Source organism: Brevibacterium sp. K72, from assembly GCF_050562175.1.
GTDB classification, from domain to species: domain Bacteria; phylum Actinomycetota; class Actinomycetes; order Actinomycetales; family Brevibacteriaceae; genus Brevibacterium; species Brevibacterium casei.
Genome location: NZ_CP191582.1, coordinates 2621986 through 2639575, shown reverse-complemented (window position 1 = coordinate 2639575; position 17590 = coordinate 2621986). Strand labels below are relative to the sequence as shown.

Annotated in this window: 19 protein-coding genes, 2 pseudogenes and 1 other annotated feature; of the genes and pseudogenes, 13 read left to right on the top strand and 8 right to left on the bottom strand. The window is 63.2% G+C overall.

Annotated elements, in window-relative coordinates:
• Nucleotides 1–197: 197 nt before the first annotated feature.
• The 3 genes from ACQ1RG_RS11815 to ACQ1RG_RS11805 are packed head-to-tail and all read left to right on the top strand — an operon-like array spanning nucleotide 198 to nucleotide 2442.
• Complete coding sequence (locus ACQ1RG_RS11815; protein ID WP_193338286.1) at nucleotides 198–425, top strand: helix-turn-helix domain-containing protein; 228 nt, start codon at nucleotides 198–200, stop codon at nucleotides 423–425.
• A complete protein-coding gene (locus ACQ1RG_RS11810; RefSeq protein ID WP_157929919.1) occupies nucleotides 425–1342 on the top strand; it encodes a hypothetical protein in 918 nt (305 codons plus the stop codon). The genes ACQ1RG_RS11815 and ACQ1RG_RS11810 overlap by 1 nt, the downstream gene beginning before the upstream one ends.
• Nucleotides 1342–2442, top strand: a complete 1101-nt coding sequence (locus tag ACQ1RG_RS11805; protein ID WP_119296326.1) for a DUF2637 domain-containing protein — start codon at nucleotides 1342–1344, stop codon at nucleotides 2440–2442. Before ACQ1RG_RS11810 ends, ACQ1RG_RS11805 begins: the two co-directional genes overlap by 1 nt.
• Nucleotides 2443–2592: 150 nt before the next feature.
• Here the strand turns inward: ACQ1RG_RS11805 and ACQ1RG_RS11800 are convergent, their stop codons facing one another.
• The 4 genes and pseudogenes from ACQ1RG_RS11800 to ACQ1RG_RS11785 all read right to left on the bottom strand — a co-directional run bounded on the left by ACQ1RG_RS11800 (nucleotide 2593) and on the right by ACQ1RG_RS11785 (nucleotide 5491).
• Nucleotides 2593–3516 carry an IS3 family transposase gene (locus ACQ1RG_RS11800; RefSeq protein ID WP_009381362.1) on the bottom strand — a complete coding sequence of 308 codons (924 nt, stop codon included), beginning with the start codon at nucleotides 3514–3516 and terminating at the stop codon, nucleotides 2593–2595.
• Nucleotides 3424–3552, bottom strand: a sequence feature (AL1L pseudoknot). It overlaps the preceding gene by 93 nt.
• The gene (locus ACQ1RG_RS11795; RefSeq protein ID WP_009381361.1) at nucleotides 3513–3818 is read right to left on the bottom strand and encodes a transposase; all 306 of its coding nucleotides are present in this window, start codon (nucleotides 3816–3818) and stop codon (nucleotides 3513–3515) included. (Overlaps the previous feature by 40 nt.) Before ACQ1RG_RS11795 ends, ACQ1RG_RS11800 begins: the two co-directional genes overlap by 4 nt.
• A gap of 322 nt (nucleotides 3819–4140) precedes the next feature.
• A pseudogene (locus tag ACQ1RG_RS11790) lies at nucleotides 4141–4845 on the bottom strand (transposase); the annotation flags it as partial.
• Between the two features lie 19 nt (nucleotides 4846–4864).
• Nucleotides 4865–5491 (bottom strand): recombinase family protein, encoded by a 627-nt coding sequence (locus ACQ1RG_RS11785; protein ID WP_009883804.1) that lies wholly within the window; start codon nucleotides 5489–5491, stop codon nucleotides 4865–4867.
• A gap of 198 nt (nucleotides 5492–5689) precedes the next feature.
• Here ACQ1RG_RS11785 and cmtR point away from each other — a divergent pair, with 198 nt between their 5' ends.
• The 3 genes from cmtR to ACQ1RG_RS11770 all read left to right on the top strand — a co-directional run bounded on the left by cmtR (nucleotide 5690) and on the right by ACQ1RG_RS11770 (nucleotide 7421).
• Nucleotides 5690–6049: a Cd(II)/Pb(II)-sensing metalloregulatory transcriptional regulator CmtR gene (gene cmtR / locus ACQ1RG_RS11780; RefSeq protein ID WP_062862470.1), complete on the top strand. Its 360-nt coding sequence runs from the start codon at nucleotides 5690–5692 to the stop codon at nucleotides 6047–6049.
• Nucleotides 6046–6639: a cadmium resistance transporter gene (locus ACQ1RG_RS11775; protein ID WP_062862469.1), complete on the top strand. Its 594-nt coding sequence runs from the start codon at nucleotides 6046–6048 to the stop codon at nucleotides 6637–6639. The genes cmtR and ACQ1RG_RS11775 overlap by 4 nt, the downstream gene beginning before the upstream one ends.
• Nucleotides 6640–6797: 158 nt before the next feature.
• Nucleotides 6798–7421, top strand: a complete 624-nt coding sequence (locus ACQ1RG_RS11770) for a recombinase family protein (RefSeq protein ID WP_119296828.1) — start codon at nucleotides 6798–6800, stop codon at nucleotides 7419–7421.
• Nucleotides 7422–7649: 228 nt separating this feature from the next.
• Here ACQ1RG_RS11770 and ACQ1RG_RS11765 read toward each other — a convergent pair whose 3' ends face one another.
• From ACQ1RG_RS11765 to ACQ1RG_RS11750, 4 genes are all read right to left on the bottom strand, one after another.
• Nucleotides 7650–8423, bottom strand: coding sequence for a sulfite exporter TauE/SafE family protein (locus ACQ1RG_RS11765; RefSeq protein WP_062862459.1), 774 nt, complete (start codon nucleotides 8421–8423; stop codon nucleotides 7650–7652).
• Complete coding sequence (locus ACQ1RG_RS11760) at nucleotides 8420–9043, bottom strand: rhodanese-like domain-containing protein (RefSeq protein WP_062862458.1); 624 nt, start codon at nucleotides 9041–9043, stop codon at nucleotides 8420–8422. Before ACQ1RG_RS11760 ends, ACQ1RG_RS11765 begins: the two co-directional genes overlap by 4 nt.
• Nucleotides 9044–9121: 78 nt before the next feature.
• The gene (locus ACQ1RG_RS11755) at nucleotides 9122–9424 is read right to left on the bottom strand and encodes a rhodanese-like domain-containing protein (RefSeq protein ID WP_119296827.1); all 303 of its coding nucleotides are present in this window, start codon (nucleotides 9422–9424) and stop codon (nucleotides 9122–9124) included.
• A 40-nt stretch (nucleotides 9425–9464) separates the two neighbouring features.
• Entirely contained in the window at nucleotides 9465–10844 is a 1380-nt protein-coding gene (locus ACQ1RG_RS11750) for an MBL fold metallo-hydrolase (protein WP_062862456.1), read from the bottom strand.
• Between the two features lie 124 nt (nucleotides 10845–10968).
• On the opposite strand from ACQ1RG_RS11750, the gene ACQ1RG_RS11745 reads away from it, so the two are divergent.
• From ACQ1RG_RS11745 to ACQ1RG_RS11715, 7 genes and pseudogenes are all read left to right on the top strand, one after another.
• Nucleotides 10969–11226, top strand: a complete 258-nt coding sequence (locus tag ACQ1RG_RS11745; protein ID WP_062862455.1) for a metal-sensitive transcriptional regulator — start codon at nucleotides 10969–10971, stop codon at nucleotides 11224–11226.
• Nucleotides 11227–11289: 63 nt separating this feature from the next.
• Nucleotides 11290–11709, top strand: a complete 420-nt coding sequence (locus tag ACQ1RG_RS11740) for a DUF302 domain-containing protein (protein WP_062862454.1) — start codon at nucleotides 11290–11292, stop codon at nucleotides 11707–11709.
• Between the two features lie 53 nt (nucleotides 11710–11762).
• Complete coding sequence (locus tag ACQ1RG_RS11735; protein ID WP_119296826.1) at nucleotides 11763–13118, top strand: MBL fold metallo-hydrolase; 1356 nt, start codon at nucleotides 11763–11765, stop codon at nucleotides 13116–13118.
• A gap of 309 nt (nucleotides 13119–13427) precedes the next feature.
• The gene (locus tag ACQ1RG_RS11730; protein WP_062862452.1) at nucleotides 13428–13694 is read left to right on the top strand and encodes an SHOCT domain-containing protein; all 267 of its coding nucleotides are present in this window, start codon (nucleotides 13428–13430) and stop codon (nucleotides 13692–13694) included.
• On the top strand, nucleotides 13691–15184 hold the full coding sequence (locus tag ACQ1RG_RS11725; protein ID WP_119296825.1) for a multicopper oxidase family protein: 1494 nt from the start codon (nucleotides 13691–13693) through the stop codon (nucleotides 15182–15184). The genes ACQ1RG_RS11730 and ACQ1RG_RS11725 overlap by 4 nt, the downstream gene beginning before the upstream one ends.
• Nucleotides 15185–15471: 287 nt before the next feature.
• A pseudogene (locus tag ACQ1RG_RS11720) lies at nucleotides 15472–16053 on the top strand (recombinase family protein).
• 502 nt (nucleotides 16054–16555) lie between these two features.
• Nucleotides 16556–17551 (top strand): ABC transporter substrate-binding protein, encoded by a 996-nt coding sequence (locus tag ACQ1RG_RS11715; RefSeq protein WP_238614676.1) that lies wholly within the window; start codon nucleotides 16556–16558, stop codon nucleotides 17549–17551.
• Nucleotides 17552–17590: the final 39 nt, after the last annotated feature.

The following is a 17590-nucleotide window of genomic DNA, read 5'->3' as shown; positions in this document are numbered from 1 at the left end:
GCAACCTCACGCCCGACTCTCTCGTTCTCAGTTAACTGCAGTTCTCCAATAGTCATGAGTCCAGCGTAGATCGAAACCGGCTCAATGTAAACGATATTGCGACACACCCAGAACCTATAGATCTACACGTCGTTGACCGGTAAAACCTATGTGTATACGGTGGCACCATGAGATATACAAGGCAGGTGCGAGCTAACGTGCTCGCCGAGATGGGCCGAAGAGAACTCAAACAAGGTGACGTTGCTCAGATTCTGAATACAAGTCAGCGTTCAGTGTCGAAACGCATGACCGGCGATACAGACTGGCGGATCGGGGATCTGCTGCGGCTGGCGCAAGCGTGGGATATTCCGATTGCAACTTTGCTCGAAGGAACAGAGGACGACCCGTTCGCTCCTAATGGCGATCCGAAGCCGGTAGGTGCATGATGGCCCTCGCACTGGAATCAAAATTCTCTGAAGCAGAGGCACGCGAGCTTACAGACGAACTGCGAAGTGACTACGGATCGCTACAGGTCAAGATCTCCACCGCGTGGCAGGGACGAATTTGGCTGGCTCTCGGGTACGACTCCTGGCAGGACTACCTCGACAATGAGTTTAGAGATGTCAGCCTGCGTCCGCCGAAGGACCTTGAAGAACAAGTGATCTCCGAGCTTCGGGCAGCGGGGATGAGCACCCGAGGGATCGCATCAGCGGTCGATATTAGTCACCCTACGGTGTACCGCCGTCTGCGGGATGCAGGTGTTTCAAATGAAACACCTGAGGACGCGGCCGGCGCAGGTGAGCGAAATGATCCACCCGCCGTTCCGGCCCCGGTCATCGGTCTAGACGGCAAGTCTTACCAACCTCAACGTCCCACTCCCCCGGCTGACCGGTCAGAGGACATCGTGGATGCCGAGGTCATTGTCGAAGAGTCATGGCGCATGACCGGTCAAGAACCGGACACTGACCGGCTGGCATCAGACCTTGGAATCGAGCCAATCACGGTCACCATGACCGGCACGGACGCTCCACTGTCCGGGGCGCACATAGTCCGGGTGGTCAACGAACTACACGCAGGCACACGTGCACCTCTGCCCCTGGTCAAGAAGAAGTCCAAACTCCTGGAACAAGCATTCGCGACCGGTCTGGCCAACAGCGACCAGTTCGAGCTGGAGCAGATCACCGACCTCGGTCAGGACGTCGCGGACACGGTCGCCGTGCTGACCGACCTGTTGACCGCGATGGACAGCAGCGGACCAAGTGTCCGGTCAGTGCTGACCGACCAAGATACTGCCGGTTCCATGCGGAAGGCGGTCAAGAACCTGAGCATGATCACGGGTGACCGGAACGTCGAGGACGACTGATGAAGGAGGCAAACGTGAGTAGCAGCGCAATCGCTGAGAACACACCACACGAGAACGAGGGAGCGGTCGCCCCTAACGAGACGACCGCCCTGCCTGAGAGTCATGCAAGAGCTATTACAGAAACTGCAGGCGAACACCAGAGTACACGTCGGGAGGCGACTATTTCTGTAACCCGCGCACGGTCGTCACGAATCAATACCGACGACCCGAAATTCATCCGCATTATCACCATCGGAGTCGCGTTCGCGGGACTGGTAGCGTTCGCAATCTCGTTCGTGACGTTGATGGAAGTCGCGTCTTGGCTGGGACTGCCGACCTGGATGAACTGGGCAGTGCCTGCGTTCATTGATACCGCGATCCTCGTCTACGCCGGATCGGTACTGATCCATAAGACCCGCGGTGAACGCACATGGCCATCATGGATGCTCCTGGGCACGTTCACCGCACTGTCGGTGGTAGCGAATGCCTCCCACGCCCTGACGTTTGGGACCGCGAATCGCGACTCGTGGCAGGCCATCGTCGGGGCAGTCATCGCAGGCATGGTTCCCCTGGCCGTTTTCGCCGCCACCGAGCAGTTATCACGAGTGGCAGTCGAAGACCCCCTGTCTCGCCGTAGAGAGCTGCAAGAAGAGTCCGAATGGATGGCGGCACAAGCCGAGCGCGAGCGGAAGCAACTCGAAGTCGAAGCTGAACGTGAGCGAGCACGCCAGGAAACGGAGATTGCCAGGGAACAGCACGTGACCCAGCTCGAAGTGGTTCGTGCTCAGCGTGAAGCACTGGCAACTCAGGCGGCACAGGCCGCAGAGCGCGGCGAGGTCTTCGCACTGCCCCAGTCTCCCAAGCTGGCCAGCGTGCCAGAGCCATCAGCCGAAGAACCTCTAGCGGCGTCGTCGCCAGAACCGAAACCTGCATCGCCGAAGCCGAAGAACAGCGATCTCAACGAAGTGGTGGAGTTCATCGCCACGCGAACGGAACAGGGCCTTGACACGTCCGGGGCTGATCTCGCGAATGAATTCGGCTTCAGCGACAAGACCGGACGCCGCCGCCTATCGGCACTGCGCGAGTCCCACCCCCACATCTTCACAGAGAGTGAGTCATGATGCCGTCGTTCATGGAACCTGAGTTCTCACCGTGGTTCGGCACTGACTGGCCGACCACGACGGAGACGCTAGAGAACGTCCAGGAGGTGTCCCTGCTGTACCTGGCTGTGTCAAGCCCCGGGTTTCGTAGAGGCTCCTATTCTTGGTTTCCTAAGCAGCCGCGGGTTCTGTCCCGGACTGGTTGATCCATTCGGAATGGACCTCGACGGGCGGTCGGTAGTTAATCGCTGAATGCAACCTGGACTGGTTGTACCAAGCCACCCACTTCGACGTCTCCGCCATCACCTCGATCAACCCCGACCACCCCTTCCGGTCGATGAGTTCGGCCTTGTAGACCGAGTTCAGCGCCTCGGCCATGGCGTTGTCGTACGAATCCCCACGCGACCCCACCGACGCCACGACCTCGGATTCCGCCAGGGTCTCGCCATAGCGAATCGATCGGAATTGCACCCCGCGATCCGAGTGGTGCACCAGCCCGGAAACGTCTTCACCGGCCCGATATTTCGCAGCGAGAGCCATCGTCAGAGCGTCCCTGGCCAGGGACTCCCGCATGTGGTTCGTCACCTGCCAGCCGACGATCTCCCTGTGGAAGACATCGAGGATGAACGTCGTGTATACCCACCCAGCAGTCGTCGGAACATAGGTGATGTCCGCGACCCATAGACAATTGGGTGCCGGTGCTGCGAACTCACGCTCGACAAGATCATCCGGACACTCCTCAGCCCTAGCCGAAGCCGTCTTCGGGCGCTTCCTCCTGCGTCGAATACCGTCGATGCCTAACTGGCGCATCAACCGCTCCACCGTGCAGCGGGCCACCGGGCCGAACTGATCCGCGTACTCGCGGTTGATCGCCTTCCACATCTTCCGCACCCCGTAACACGAGTAGTTCGCCTCATAGACATCCTGGATGACGACCATCAGCGCCTGGTCTCGGCGGGCCCTGGCCGATGGTTCGCGTTTCTTGAACGCGTAATACGAGCTCACAGCAATCCGTGCCGCAGTCCCGGACAGGGCGCGTACGATTGGCTCGACTCCGAACTCGTGACGATTGTCGTCGATGAAGACGACAATCACTTCGATGGGCGGTCGAGCTCCGCCGCGAAGAAAGCCGACGCTCTCTTCAAGATCTCGTTGGCCCGCTTCGCTTCAGCCAACTCCGCCCGCAGCCGACGGTTCTCCGCTTCCAAATCGACTGACTCAGTCGGTGTGGCCTTGCCGGAGTCTTTGTGCTTACGGACCCAGACTCGCAGGGTCTCTTTGCTCAGACCGAGCTCGCCGGCGACACGGGTGATTGCCCCGTTCGCCGTCTCCGGATCGGCCTGAGCATGAATGACGAGTTCGACGGCGCGAGCCTTGAGTTCGTCGGTGTATTTCACTGGCAAGAGAGAATCTCCTTCTTCCAATCTCCCTGCCTCTATTATCCCCGGGGCGATTCACTTGGTGGGTTTCGGAGTGTGGGCGCTGGTTGTATTCGGTGACAATGAATCTTTCCAGGATCGCGTCGAGTTGCTCAAGACTGAGCGCCGGGTCCGTGAGAGGTTCTCCGTTCGTTCCGTGCGGGATATACCCGGGTAGGTGCGGCAAGAGCTCGGTGGTGATGGAGCCATAGAACCGCTCGATCTTCCCTCGCCCCTGCGGAACGCCGATGCGTGAGTGGATGAGCTGTATCTGCGTGTCCAGGCAAACCCGTTCGAGGCGGACGGAGGTGAAGTCCGAGCCGTGATCGGAATAGAGCACATCTGGCAGGCCGCAGACCGGCCAGGCAGGATTCGTCTTCTGATTGACCGCTTGGTGTAGTGCCAGAGCTGTCTGTTCGGCTGATGGGGCACCCAGGAAAAGGGTGTAGCCGGCGACTGCGCGGGAGTAGTCATCCAGCAGCACCGTCAACCACGGCCGAACCGGCACGCCAGCTTGGTCGAGTACTGCAACGTCTAAGAGCGTGTGGTCGGCTTGCCACTGTTCGTTCGGGGTCAATGTGGTGCGGCGGAAAACCAATTCGAACTGGTCCCGGTAGGCGGCATCGCCGTGCTGGGCGAGTGTGCGCAGGCCCGGGTCGATGGCACCAATGATCCCCCGGACGCTGGAGTAGCTTGGCGCGGGCAGTCCCCGATCGGCAGCTATGCCGCTGACTCGGCGATGAACAAACGCGACTGAGGGCTCGGGGCGGCGAAGCGCCAGAGCTTCGATCATCTCCACAATCTCGGGCAGTATTCGCCTCGTGCCGTTGTCAGCTCGCCGGAGGCGTTGCAGGCCATTGGACGTCGGGAAAGCACCATACTTCGCGGCCCAGCGTGACAACGTTCGCACCGGTACTCCTGATTCGGCCGCGATCCGTGTCCAAGGGACACCGTCATCGTGCTGGCGCAGCAGAGCCAGCCTCTCCTCTGGGGTCCTCTGCGCCATGACGATCACCGGTCCAGGATTAGGTCTCGGGACCGGGATCGGCGGCAGTCTCCGGCGCGACTGTCACCGCTTCGGGAGGACGCGGTGGCAGGTGCCGATACAGGCTGGTACGGGTAATCCCGGTTTTGGCCACGATCTCGGCGATAGTGTGTCCGGTCGTGCGCAGGTGCTCGGCGTAGGCCAGTTTGTCCGGATCCACCACTGATGGCCGTCCGATGCGTCGGCCCTTCGCGGTCGCTACCGCTCGAGCGTGGGCGGCACGCTCCAGGGTGTATGTGCGTTCCATCTGTCCGAACAACGCCAGTAGCACGACCGATAGCTGCGCCATCGGATCATCCGGGTTCGACGAGTCCACTCTGATCGGGTCGGCGAGGTTGCGCACACCGATGTTGCGTTCGGAGAGGTCATGAATCAGGTTCAGAGTATCGCGCACCGTTCGCCCAAGCCGATCGAGAGTGTGGACGACGATGACGTCACCGTCGCGGGCATATTCCATGACTGCACGCAGCCCGGGGCGGTCGACCGTGGACCCGGACTTTTTGTCCACATAGATCCGTTCGGCCGCGATTCCGGTCTGGGTCAGAGCATCGATCTGTCGATCCAAGTCTTGTTTGACCGTCGAAACCCGCGCGTACCCCAATTCCATGCGCCCAGCGTACCAATCTTCGTGTCTGTACGGAATGTATGGGACGTTGTTCTGGGCCTTACTTATGGGATGGAAAATCAGGTTCTGGCCCGATCGATGAGGTTGCTCGTCTTCGGTGTCCCACTACCAAGGAACTGGGACGACCGGAAAGTGGGCAAGGATTGACGGTGGTTCAGCCACCACTGTATAGTTCACTAAGTGCTGACTATTACTTCTCGCTTAGACGTGATGAACCGGTTGGGCCGGGCGATGGCCGACCCAACCAGGTCACGACTTATCCTGACGCTGCTAGATCGACCGGCCTACCCGGCAGAATTAGCCAGCGATCTGGAGCTGACCCGCTCGAACGTATCCAACCATTTGGCATGCTTGCGCGACTGCGGCATCGTGGTCGCCGAGCCCGAGGGGCGCAAGACGCGCTATAAGATCGCCGATCCGCACCTGGCGCGGGCGCTCACCGCACTGGTCGACGTCACTCTCGCGGTGGACGAGAACGCCCCGTGCATTGATCCCGCCTGCTCGGTTCCCGGATGCGGTATAGCAAAGGTGGGCACGTGATCCTGACCTCGGCCCTACAGGCGATCGGCCTGTTCATCGCCACGAATATTGACGACATCATCGTGCTCTCCCTGTTCTTCGCCCGCGGCGCCGGGCAGCGCGGAACCACCGCACGAATTCTTGCCGGCCAGTACCTGGGGTTCGTGGGCATCCTGGGTGCGGCCGTGCTCGTCTCCTTGGGGGCCGGAGTATTCCTGCCTCCAGCGGTCATCCCGTACTTCGGCCTCATCCCCCTGGGGCTGGGGCTGTGGGCTGCCTGGCAGGCCTGGTGCGGAGGCGATGACGATGACGCCGAGATCGAAGGCAAGAACGTCGCAGTCTGGACTGTGGCCGGGGTCACGTTCGCCAACGGCGGAGACAACATCGGCGTCTACGTCCCGGTCTTCCTCAACGTGGGCCCGGCCGGGGTGGTGGCCTACTGCATCGTGTTCCTCGCGCTGGTCGCGGTGCTGGTAATGCTGGCCAAGTTCGTCGCCACCCGCCCACCGATCGCCGAAGTCCTTGAACGCTGGGAACACATCCTGTTCCCCATTGTCCTCATCGGCCTCGGTATCTTCATCCTGATCAGCGGCGGAGCATTCGGACTCTGAGGGCCCCGTCACCCGCTCACACGGATGTAACTGGTTCGCCACTAAAGCGCAAACGACGTAGCCGACAATTACCGACGCGAGAACCACGCCACTTACCGCTGCGACTCACAGTTCTCATGTCACGTAAACGAACGTATAAATGATGGAGGAGAAACCTGATGCTGGTCGGCTACATGCGCGTTTCCAAAGCCGACGGCTCCCAAGCCACTGACCTGCAGCGCGACGCGCTCCTTGCCGCCGGCATCGAGCCTGCGCAGCTGTATGAAGACAAGGCCTCCGGCAAGAAAGAGGACCGCCCCGAGCTGGTCTCTTGCCTTCGGTCCCTGCGGGACGGGGACACTCTAATGGTGTGGAAGCTGGACCGGCTCGGTCGGGACCTGCGCCATCTGGTCAACATCGTCCACGACCTCACCGAGCGCGGCATCGGGCTCAAAGTCCTCACCGGTCAGGGTGCAGCGATCGACACCACCACCGCCTCCGGCAAACTGGTCTTCGGGATCTTCGCCGCCCTGGCCGAATTCGAACGCGAACTCATCTCCGAACGAACCATGGCCGGCTTGGCATCGGCCCGCGCCCGGGGCAGAAAAGGCGGCCGGCCCTACAAAATGACGTCCGCCAAAGTCCGCCTGGCGAAAGCGTCCATGGGTCAGCCCGACACCAAGGTTGGTGATCTCTGCAAAGAACTCGGCATCACCCGGCAGACGCTGTACCGGCACGTCTCGCCCACTGGAGAACTAAGGCCTGACGGCGCTAAATTGCTCTCCCGAAGCCGGGCGCAGTGAATATTGAGTACGACTGTATGGGCCGGCGCCCAGCGGCACGGAGGGTCCCCTTCACAGGCAGGTGTCTCTCTACCGCTTGCAGGTCCGACACCGCACCCAGTTGCTTGAAATCCAGTGCCAGGTTTGCTTACTAGTTGCAGATGCGGTTGGTGCATCGATCAACCCCGGTGGCGGTTACGGCACTGGGACAGTCGCTGAGCGCGGTGAAACGAAAGGAGCGGCGAATCGTCAGCCGCCGATGATGCCGATAATGGTGCTCACCGCCACGATGGCGGCGACGGCGAACACGAGGATGGCGAAGGCGGTGCGAACGTGTTTGCTGTTGAGTTTGTGTGACAGGCGGCTCGCGGCGAGCGAGCCGGCGATGGCGGGAATTGCGAAGGCCAGTGTTGGGACCCAGTCGATGGTGAAGCCGGTGGCGTGGGCACTGAATCCTGCTGCTGCGTTGATGGTGATGATGACCAGTGATGTTCCGACGGCCTGCGACATCGACAGACCGAGGAACAGCGTCAGTGCCGGAACGATGAGAAAGCCACCGCCGACGCCGAGCAGTCCGGTGAGAAAACCGATCCCAAGTCCGACGGCGGCTGCCTTGGGTAAGCACGATCGCAGGAAGGATCCCTGATCGGAGCCACAGTGTCCGGTTATCTCTGGTGTCTTGGTGAGCATCCGGGCCCCGGCGGCCACCATGATGGCGGCGAAGGCGAGAAGGAGCACCTCTTCGTTCAGGAGCCGGCCGGCGGCGGCTCCGCCCCATGCCGCTGGAATGCCGGCGGCCCCAACCGGCAGTGCGATACGCCAGCTGATACCGGTGCGGATACGGGGGATGACGGCGGCTATGGAGGAGAGTCCGACGACGAGTAGTGAGGTGGGGATGGCGTCGTGGGTGCTCATTCCCACGCCGTAGACAAGCGCGGGAACGGCAATGATGGAACCGCCGGCCCCGACCAGGCCCAGGACCGCTCCGACGAGCAGTCCCAGGGCCAGGGCGGCGGCGATCATGAAGCCTGGGTCTGCGGTGCCGGTCCCCGGGAGGGCAGTTGCAGGATGACTGCTTCGCGGGTTGGCTCCTGAGCCGCGCGGTTCCAGGGCATTGCGGCCAGTGCTTTGCCCATGGCGCAGGTGTTGGTCGCGGCGGAGAAGGTCAGTCCGGTGCCGATGGCCCCGGCGAGCATGCGGAATTTCGGTGAGAGGAACTTGCCGCCGGCGAGCCCGGTCACGACGAGGGAGCCGGCGACCAGGCGGACCTGGCGTTCGAGGTCCCAGCGTTGGGTGCCGTGGACGACGTCGCCGCCGGCGGCCGCGTAGGCGGGAATGCCTCCGGTCAATACATGGGCGGCTTCCACGCCGGCGCCGTTGAGGCGCTGCCGTGCCTGTTCGGCACGCGTGCCGGATTGGCAGACCAGTACGGTGCGTCGGCCGAGCCGCCCTGCGAGCTCATCGGCGTGTTCGGAGAGCAGCGGCAGCGGCACGTTGTATGAGCCGCGGATATGCACCGTTTCGAATTCGGCTCCGCTGCGCACGTCCAACACGATCAGGTCATCGTCGGTGTCGATCCAGGACTGCAGCGTTGCCGCGCCCACGGTATCGATCGTGGGTTTAGGTTGTGTTGAAGTAGTCATACTTTCCTTTGTGCTCAAGGTGTCCCCGCCGCCGGCAAGGACCGGCGGCGGACCGCCGGGATGGGTGGATGCGCCTTTTTAGGGCTTGTGGGTGGGTCGACCTTCGGTTTCCCAGGCGGTCATGCCGCCGGCCATCGTGTCTGCGCGGAAACCTGCGACCAGCAGGTCCACGGCCGCGTGGGCGCTTCGGTTTCCGCTGGCGCAGACGGTGATGACCGGCCGGCCCGCATCGAGTTCTCCAAGACGGGATGCCAGTTGGCCGAGCGGGATGTGCACTGCGCCGGGGATCATGCCTTCGGCGGTTTCAGCCTCTTCACGTACGTCCAGGATGGTCGCAGTATTGCGGCGTGCATTGGCCTCTGCGGTGGTGATTTCGGACATGGCGGTATTTCCTTTCCGGTGATGGTGCTGCCCGGTGTTCTTAGGCGTTGGATGGTTCGTGAGTGGCTGTCCAGGCGCTGTAGCCACCGGTCAGATCCTTAACGTTGGTGTGGCCGAGGGCTCGCAGGGTGCTGGCGCCGACGCTGGAGCGCCACCCGCCGGCGCAGTGTACGAGGACGGGCCGGTCCGCGGGGACTTCGTTGTGGCGCTGCGCCAGTTCTGCCAACGGAATCCGCACGGAACCGGGCACCGCGCCGTCTTCGATTTCACCGGGATTGCGGACATCGAGAACCGTGGCCCCTTCGTTTTGGCGTTCTGTGTCGAAGGTTTCGACGTCGACGCGTTCTCCCCGCTGGACAATGTCGCCGAGTTCGGTGAAGGCGCGTGCCGGTTCGTTGAGGTAACCGGCCACCCGGTCGAAGCCGATCCGGCCCAGCCGCATCGCGGCCTCTTCTTCACGTGACGCGTGGGTGATAAGGACGATCTCCTCATCTGATCCGATGACCATGCCGGCCGTCTCGGCGAAGCGTCCGTCGAGTCCGACGTTGAGAGATCCGGCGAGGTGGCCTTCGGCGAAGTCCTCCGGTGAGCGGGTGTCGAGGATCCGAGCGCCGCGGGCGGCGGCATCCTGCAGGTCCCGTACGGACAGTGCACGGAGGTCACTGGCGGCGCCGATCAAGGGGCGGTCCTGACGGTTCAGTACGGCATCGACGGCAAAGTACTCCGGGATGGCCGGCTGTCCACTGCGGATCATGGCAACGAATTCGTCTTCACCCATCGGCTGGACGGAGAGGTTCATCATCCGCTGCGCACCGATAGTGGACTCGAGTTCATCCGAAAGGTTTTTGCCGCATGCGGAACCGGCGCCGTGGGCCGGCAGCACACGCACGTCGTCGGGAAGCTTCATCAGCACATCATGGATCGACGCGTAAAGGGCACGTGCCAGCTCGTCCGGGTCGGCGCCGACGGCGGCAGCCAGGTCGGGGCGGCCGACATCGCCGATGAACAATGCATCGCCGGTGAGTACCGCATCCGGGCTCGCACCGGACTGTTCGCGTACCAGTACGCTGATCGACTCCCAGGTGTGCCCGGGAGTCTCCAGGATCTCGAGTTCGACCTCACCGAGGGAGACCTTATCGCCGTGGCTGAAGGTGCGGATCTCGTATTCGGTTTCTGCTCGGCGGCCGTAGCCGATCCATGCGCCGGTGGCCTGGGCGAGTTCAAGGTGGCCGGCGACGAAGTCGGCGTGGAAGTGGGTATTGATCACCCCGGTGATCGTCAGGTTGTTCGCCGCCGCGTCGGCGAGGTACTCGCCAATGTCGCGCCGCGGATCGACGACGACCGCCTGACCGCTTCTCTCATCGCCGATCAGGTAGGAGCCATGGGACAGGCAGCCGAGGTAGTACTGATTCACGATCATTATCGTCCTCCAAAGGATTGTCGTTGGTGGGAATGAAGCCAGTCTTACACATACCCTAGGGGGTATGCAATAAGCCCCTGGGGGTATACAATTGAAGGCAAGCACGAAAGACTATGGAGGAACAATGCAACTCGACACCACAGATCTGGGCCCGGTCGTGAACCGGCTCAAGCGTGCACAGGGACAACTTGGTGCCGTCACACGGATGCTCGAAAACGGCAGTGACTGCAAGGATGTGGTGACTCAGCTTGCCGCCGTATCGCGGGCGCTGGATAAGGCTGGATTTGCCATCATCGCCAGCGGGCTTCAGCAGTGCATGAGCCAGGAGGACCCCAGTATCGATAAGAAGGACTTGGAAAAACTGTTCCTCTCCCTCGCCTAACAGCACCCCCGCCCGCACGAATCGTCAAGCAGCACTGCAGGTACAACCAGCAAGGAGCAGCAGATGAGCTACACCCACACGATCACCGTCGACCTTTCCTACACCGACGCCGTGGAACGGACCAAGGAGGCCCTCTCTGAACAGGGGTTCGGCGTCCTGTCGGAAATCGACGTCCGCTCCACCTTCGAGAGCAAGCTGGGCGCTGAGGCCGCAGAGGCGCTCGGCGATTACGTCATCCTGGGTGCCTGCAACCCCGGCCTGGCCCAGCGCGGCCTCACCGCCGAGCCGGATCTGGGGGCGCTGCTGCCGTGCAACGTCGTCGTGCGCCGCGGCCCATCAGCCGGCACCACGGTGGTCCAAGCCATTGACCCGCAAACCATGGTCGAGCTCAGCGACACCGATGCTGTCCGCGAAGTGGCCGACGATGCCGATACCCGGCTGCGCGCCGCATTAGCTCAATTGCCGGCCGCCGCCGGAGCGTAGGAACCCCACCTATTCCATCAGCGTGAACAGTGCCCATAGTGAAGGAGCATCCCATGGACGTCATCACGATCGACACCCCGCAACTGGGCGACCGCAGCTACCTGGTCCACGACGGCACGAGTGCACTGGTGATCGACCCGCAGCGCGATACCGACCGGCTCGAAGCCGCCGTCCGGAATGCGGGGGTGAAAATCACCCACGTTGCCGAAACCCACATCCACAACGACTACCTCACCGGCGGGCTGATGCTCGCCAATGCTCACGGGGCAGAGTATCTGGTCAACGCCGCCGACCCCGTCGACTACGAACGGACCCCGGTTGCCGACGGGGAGGTCTTCCAGGTCGGCGATCTATCCGTCAAGGCGGTGGCCACGCCCGGGCACACCCACACCCACCTGTCCTATATCGTCAGCGATGGTCAAGGGCAGGCGGTTTTCTCCGGAGGGAGTCTGCTGTATGGCTCCGTTGGGCGCACCGACCTGGTCAGCGACGATGACACCGAGACCCTCACCCGGAACCAGTACGCCTCGGCGCGGCGGCTCGTTGCCGAAGCCGTCCAGGACGCCCCGCTGTATCCCACCCATGGGTTCGGTTCCTTCTGCTCCAGCGGACCTGCCGCCCAGGTTGATTCGTCCACTATCGGCGAGCAGGCCCGGGACAACCATGCTCTGACAGATCCGGACGAGGACCACTTCGTTTCGGAATTGATCGCCAACCTCAGCGCTTACCCTGCCTACTACGCACACATGAGCCCCCTGAACATTGAAGGCCCCGGTCCCGCGGACCTGACAGTGCCAGAGTCGGTCGACGCCGGCGAACTCGGCCGCCGCCTCAACGACGGCGAATGGGTCATCGACCTGCGCAACCGGGTCGCTTTCGCCAGCAACCATCTGGATGGGTCCGTCAGTTTCGAATATGGCGACGGGTCCAGCTTCACCGGATATTTGGGCTGGGTGCTGCCCTGGAACGACAAACTGACACTGCTCGGTACGCACGAAGATGTGGAGAACGCGATCCGGGACCTGTCCCGGATCGGCATCGATTCCCCCGATACTGCCACCGGCGGCGGCCCGGCCGAATGGGCCCATGGAGTGCCAACCGCCAAGTATCCCCGGGTTGGCTGGGATGAGGTTCCCCGCGGCAGCACCGGTGACGAAGTCATTCTTGACGTGCGGCGCACCGACGAGTTCGAAACCTCCCACATTCGAGGGGCCGTCAACATCCCCGTCCATGACCTGCCGTCCCGGATGGGCGACGTCCCGCCACAGCGGCTGTGGGTGCACTGCGCCTCCGGCTACCGTTCCGGCATCGCCGCGAGCCTGCTGCAGCGCGCCGGCAAAGACGTGGTCCACATCGACGCCATGTTCAACGAGGCCGAAAGTGTCGGCCTGCCCATGGCCGAATCGTAACCGCTCCTCACAGCGACAGCCTTCGCGCTGGCTCACCAGGCTCTGCTGTTCCGTGCCCGATTCGCTGCTGCTGCGCTTCGGACAGGCCCAGCCCGGTTAGCGACCGCGATCGAAGAAGCCACCGAAGCTGGGATCGCCGCCGTCTCCATCGGCGGGGCCCCTGCAGCACACGGTCCATCCCGGTGGTGGTGAGCAGGAAATGCCCGCTGCCCAAGGCTTGAGAGGTCAAAACTGGGTTGACACATACCGGCAAGAGACACATAGGACTGAAGATCTGACCATGCACGACCAGAGAGAAGGAGCACGATCATGATGAACGGCGGCGGTATGGGTGGTATGGGATTGATGTGGGTCTTCGGGCTGCTGGTGCTCGCCGGGGTAATCGTGCTGGTGGTCGTGCTGGTAAAGACCCTCTCCGGCAGATCCTCGAACACCGGCGCACCCGATCACGGTCGTGCCCCCGGCGCGGATCCTGGCCGGGGGCGGGAGATCCTCCAGGAGCGCTACGCCCGCGGCGAGTTGAGCGCCGAGGAGTACCGCGAACGGTTGCAGACCCTCGAAGATGACGGCCGGTGAGCCCGCTGACCCGCCGGCAGCTGCTGGCGCTTGGCGCGGCAGGGGCCGGTGCCACCGTCGTCGGCGGGACCGGGCTGTGGTGGACCGCCACCGGCGGCCGCGGGTACACCGGTGGTGAGGACCTGATCGAACCGCAGGTGCTGGCCAGCCGCGAAGGCGTGCTGGAACTGGACCTGACCGCCGCCCAGACACGCATCCAGGTCGGCGGACAGCAGGCATCCGTGAAGGCTTTCAACGGCTCCCTTCCCGGCCCGACTCTGCGCGTGGCACCCGGAGATACAGTGCGGGTTGCGATGACCAACCGTCTGGAGGCGCCGACGAACCTGCACGTGCACGGGATGCACGTTTCCCCGGAAGGCAACGGCGATAACCCGTTCGTGAGTATCGCACCCGGTGGGTCCTTCAACTATGAGTTCGCCTTGCCCGCCGACCATCCGCCGGGCACCTACTGGTACCACCCGCACCGCCACGGCCACGTGGCCGATCAGGTCGCCGCTGGACTCTACGGGGCCATCATCGTTGAGGACACCGAGCCGGTCCCGGTCACCCGGGAGCGGGTCATGGTGGTCTCGGATCTGACCCTGGATGCTTCGGGCAACCTCGCCGAGGTGAGTCAGATGCAACAGATGATGGGCCGGGAAGGTGAGGTCGTGCTGGTCAACGGAGCGGTCCGCCCGCAACTGAACGCCGCGCCCGGGGAGCGGGAACGGTGGCGAATCGTGAACGCCTGCCCCTCCCGGTACCTCCGACTGCGGTTGGAGGGCCAGCAGGTGCGGGTGCTCAGCCGCGACCTCGGCCGCCTGCCGACCCCCGAGGACATCACCGAAGTGGTGCTGGCCCCCGGCAACCGCATCGAGATGCTCGTGGAAACGACCGAGGGCTCCTCCACGCTGGTCGCCGCACCGGTGGACCGCGGCGGCATGGACGCCATGATGGGCGGGACCATGATGGGTGACAACGAGACCGGTAGCGGCGAGCCGGTCGAGCTGCTCACTCTGACAGTGTCCGGAGCACCCGTCCAAAAACCTCCACCTGTGCCTGAAGGACCGGGCCTGCGAGATCTGCGCGGGGAGCTGATCACCGCCCGCCGCACCCTGGACTTCGCCATGGGCATGGGCGGCGGGGCCATGATGGGCAGTGGGGGCGGTGAGGGGGACACCACGATGATGGCCTTCACCATCAACGGCCAGGAGTTCGGCCCCGACCGGGTCGACACCCCCGTGGCGGCCGGGACCGTGGAGGAATGGACCCTGAAAAACTCCAGTCCCATGGACCACCCCATCCACCTGCACGTATGGCCCATGCAGATCGTCCAGGACGGAAACCGCGACCTCTCCGAACCGAGGTGGCAGGACGTAGTGAACGTCCCGGCCCGCAGCCAGGTAAAAGTCCTCATCGCCTTCGAGGACTTTCCCGGGAAGACCGTCTACCACTGCCACATCCTCGACCACGAGGACCAGGGCATGATGGGCACCGTAGAAGCCCGCTGACCGCGACGTGCGGTGACGACCGTGGCGACACAGTGCTCCGTGCCCTGCGCCGCCAGGCGAAAAAATGAGGGAAGCGCCGAAGAACAAGATCAGCAGGGTCGTCGATCAGAGCGCGGCCTCCAGCAGATAGTGCAGCCGACTTCGGACATTCCGTGCAGCCGACTTCTGAAAATGACAGCATTCTCAGCCTTCCTGACCGAGCACCAGCTTCTTATAACTATGTCTTGTAACCTTGGAAGGGAATCTATGAACTCGCCGTTGGTTATGAGACACACTGGGAGACCTTCGTGGCGAAACTCATCGGATACGCTCGCGTATCCACCCGTGACCAATCCACCGACCGGCAACAGGTCGATCTGCTGACTGCTGGAGTCGAACGCGATGACCTATACATCGACCACGGCGTCTCCGGTGCACGTGCCTCTCGACCGGAATTCGATCGAGCCCTCGAAGCACTGATCGCCGGGGACACTCTCGTCATCACCACACTCGACCGCCTGGGACGGTCGACACAGAACATGCTGGCCTTCGCCGAGGAACTCCGCACCCGCGGTGCTGGGGGTGCGAGTGCTCAACCTCGGCGGCGGAGATGTCGATACCGCCACGCCGATGAGGACGATGCTCTTCACCATCATGGCAGCACTTGCGCAGATGGAACACGACATCAAACGCGAGCGATTAACCGACTAGATCGCTAAACGCCGGGCTGCCGGGCTCGACCCGGAGGCCGACCTCGCCGAATCACTTACAGCCAGATCCGCAACGCTCTCCGACTGGTTGATAGTGGCGAGCCGGCCACACAGGTAGCCCGGGACCTGGGAATGTCACGGGCCACCTTCTACAGGAGAGCTCGCACACTCACCGAATAGCCGGCACGGCTACCGAGCCCCGAACGCCATCGGGCTTTGACAGAACACCGCCATTTATCGCTGAAGCTCACAAGGTCGTGTCGTGTGAATGTGAGTTGGTGAGTGTCGATGCCGGCTTGGCTGAGCATCATTTTGACGCCGCGCACGCTGAGATGCTTGCTCATCGGTCGACACCTCCGGAAGCCATCTCGACGAGGCTCAGTACCGAGGCCAGTGCGAGAACTTGCCCTCCGGCGATGGTCACTCGATCAAGCACGAGTGAATCGCTTAACCCGGAGGTCGGAGGTTCAAATCCTCCCCCCGCCACCACAGTGGCAGAGGCCCCGTCCAGTTGATCTGGACGGGGCCTCTTCTCATCCCCGGACGCGCCCCGGCAATCGGGACGCGCGCTGTACGGTCGGGCCGGACCCGCGAGGCGCAGCCGGCCCGAACCACCAGGTGAGGTTAGACTCACCTTATGACCAGATTCTCTCAACTCCCCCGCTCTTCCCGTCTCCGCACCATGACCGCGACCGTGCTCGCCGTCGCTCTGCTCGCCTCCGGCTGTGCCGCCGAGTCCGAAGCGACATCCGGAGACAGCGCCGGGAACACCGATGTCGCCACCGGCGGCCGACTCTTCGACACCGCCGACGAAGAGACCGCGAAGCTCGGCAGCGATGCGGCACCCGGTGAGTTCCCCCGCACCGTCGAACACGCCAACGGGACGACGGAGATCGAGGCGAAGCCCGAACGCGTCGTCGTCCTCGACACCGGAGAACTCGACGACGTCATCGCCCTCGGCATCACACCGGTGGGCATGGTGACCACCAAGGGGGCGAACCCCGTTCCCTCCTACCTCGCCGAGAAGACTCAAGGTGTCGAGACCGTCGGGACGATCAGCGAACTCGACCTCGAGAAGATCGCCTCCCTCGAACCCGACCTCATCCTCGGCAGTCAGCTGCGTGCAGACAAGCTCTACGACCAGCTGTCGGCGATCGCTCCCACGGTCTTCTCGATCCGCCCCGGCTTCCCGTGGAAGGAGAACTTCCTCCTCGCCGGTGAGGCGCTCGGCACCGAGGAGGCGGCCACCGAGAAGCTCAACGAGTACGGGCGGGCGGTGACCGAGCTCAAGGACAGCGTCGAGGGCGACCCGACGATCTCACTCGTGCGGTTCATGCCCGAGCGTCTGCGCCTCTACGGCAACCTGTCCCTCATCGGAGTCGTCCTCTCCGATGCCGGTCTGGCACGCCCGGAGATGCAGGACGTCGACGATCTCGCCGTGGAGATCTCTCCCGAGAAGCTCGACCAGGCCGACGGCGACTACATCTTCTACACGAGCTACGGCGATCCCGGTGCCACCGGGGAGACCCGGGCGCTGTCGACGAGCCAGTGGACGGGACTCGAAGCGGTCAAGGACGGCCGGGCGCACCGCGTCGACGACGACGTGTGGTTCCTCGGCCTCGGCCCCGTCGGAGCGATGGAGATCGTCGAGGACCTCGACGGGTATCTGACGAAGTAATCACCGCTCCCCCGCCGAGGCGGCCCCATCAGGTCCGCC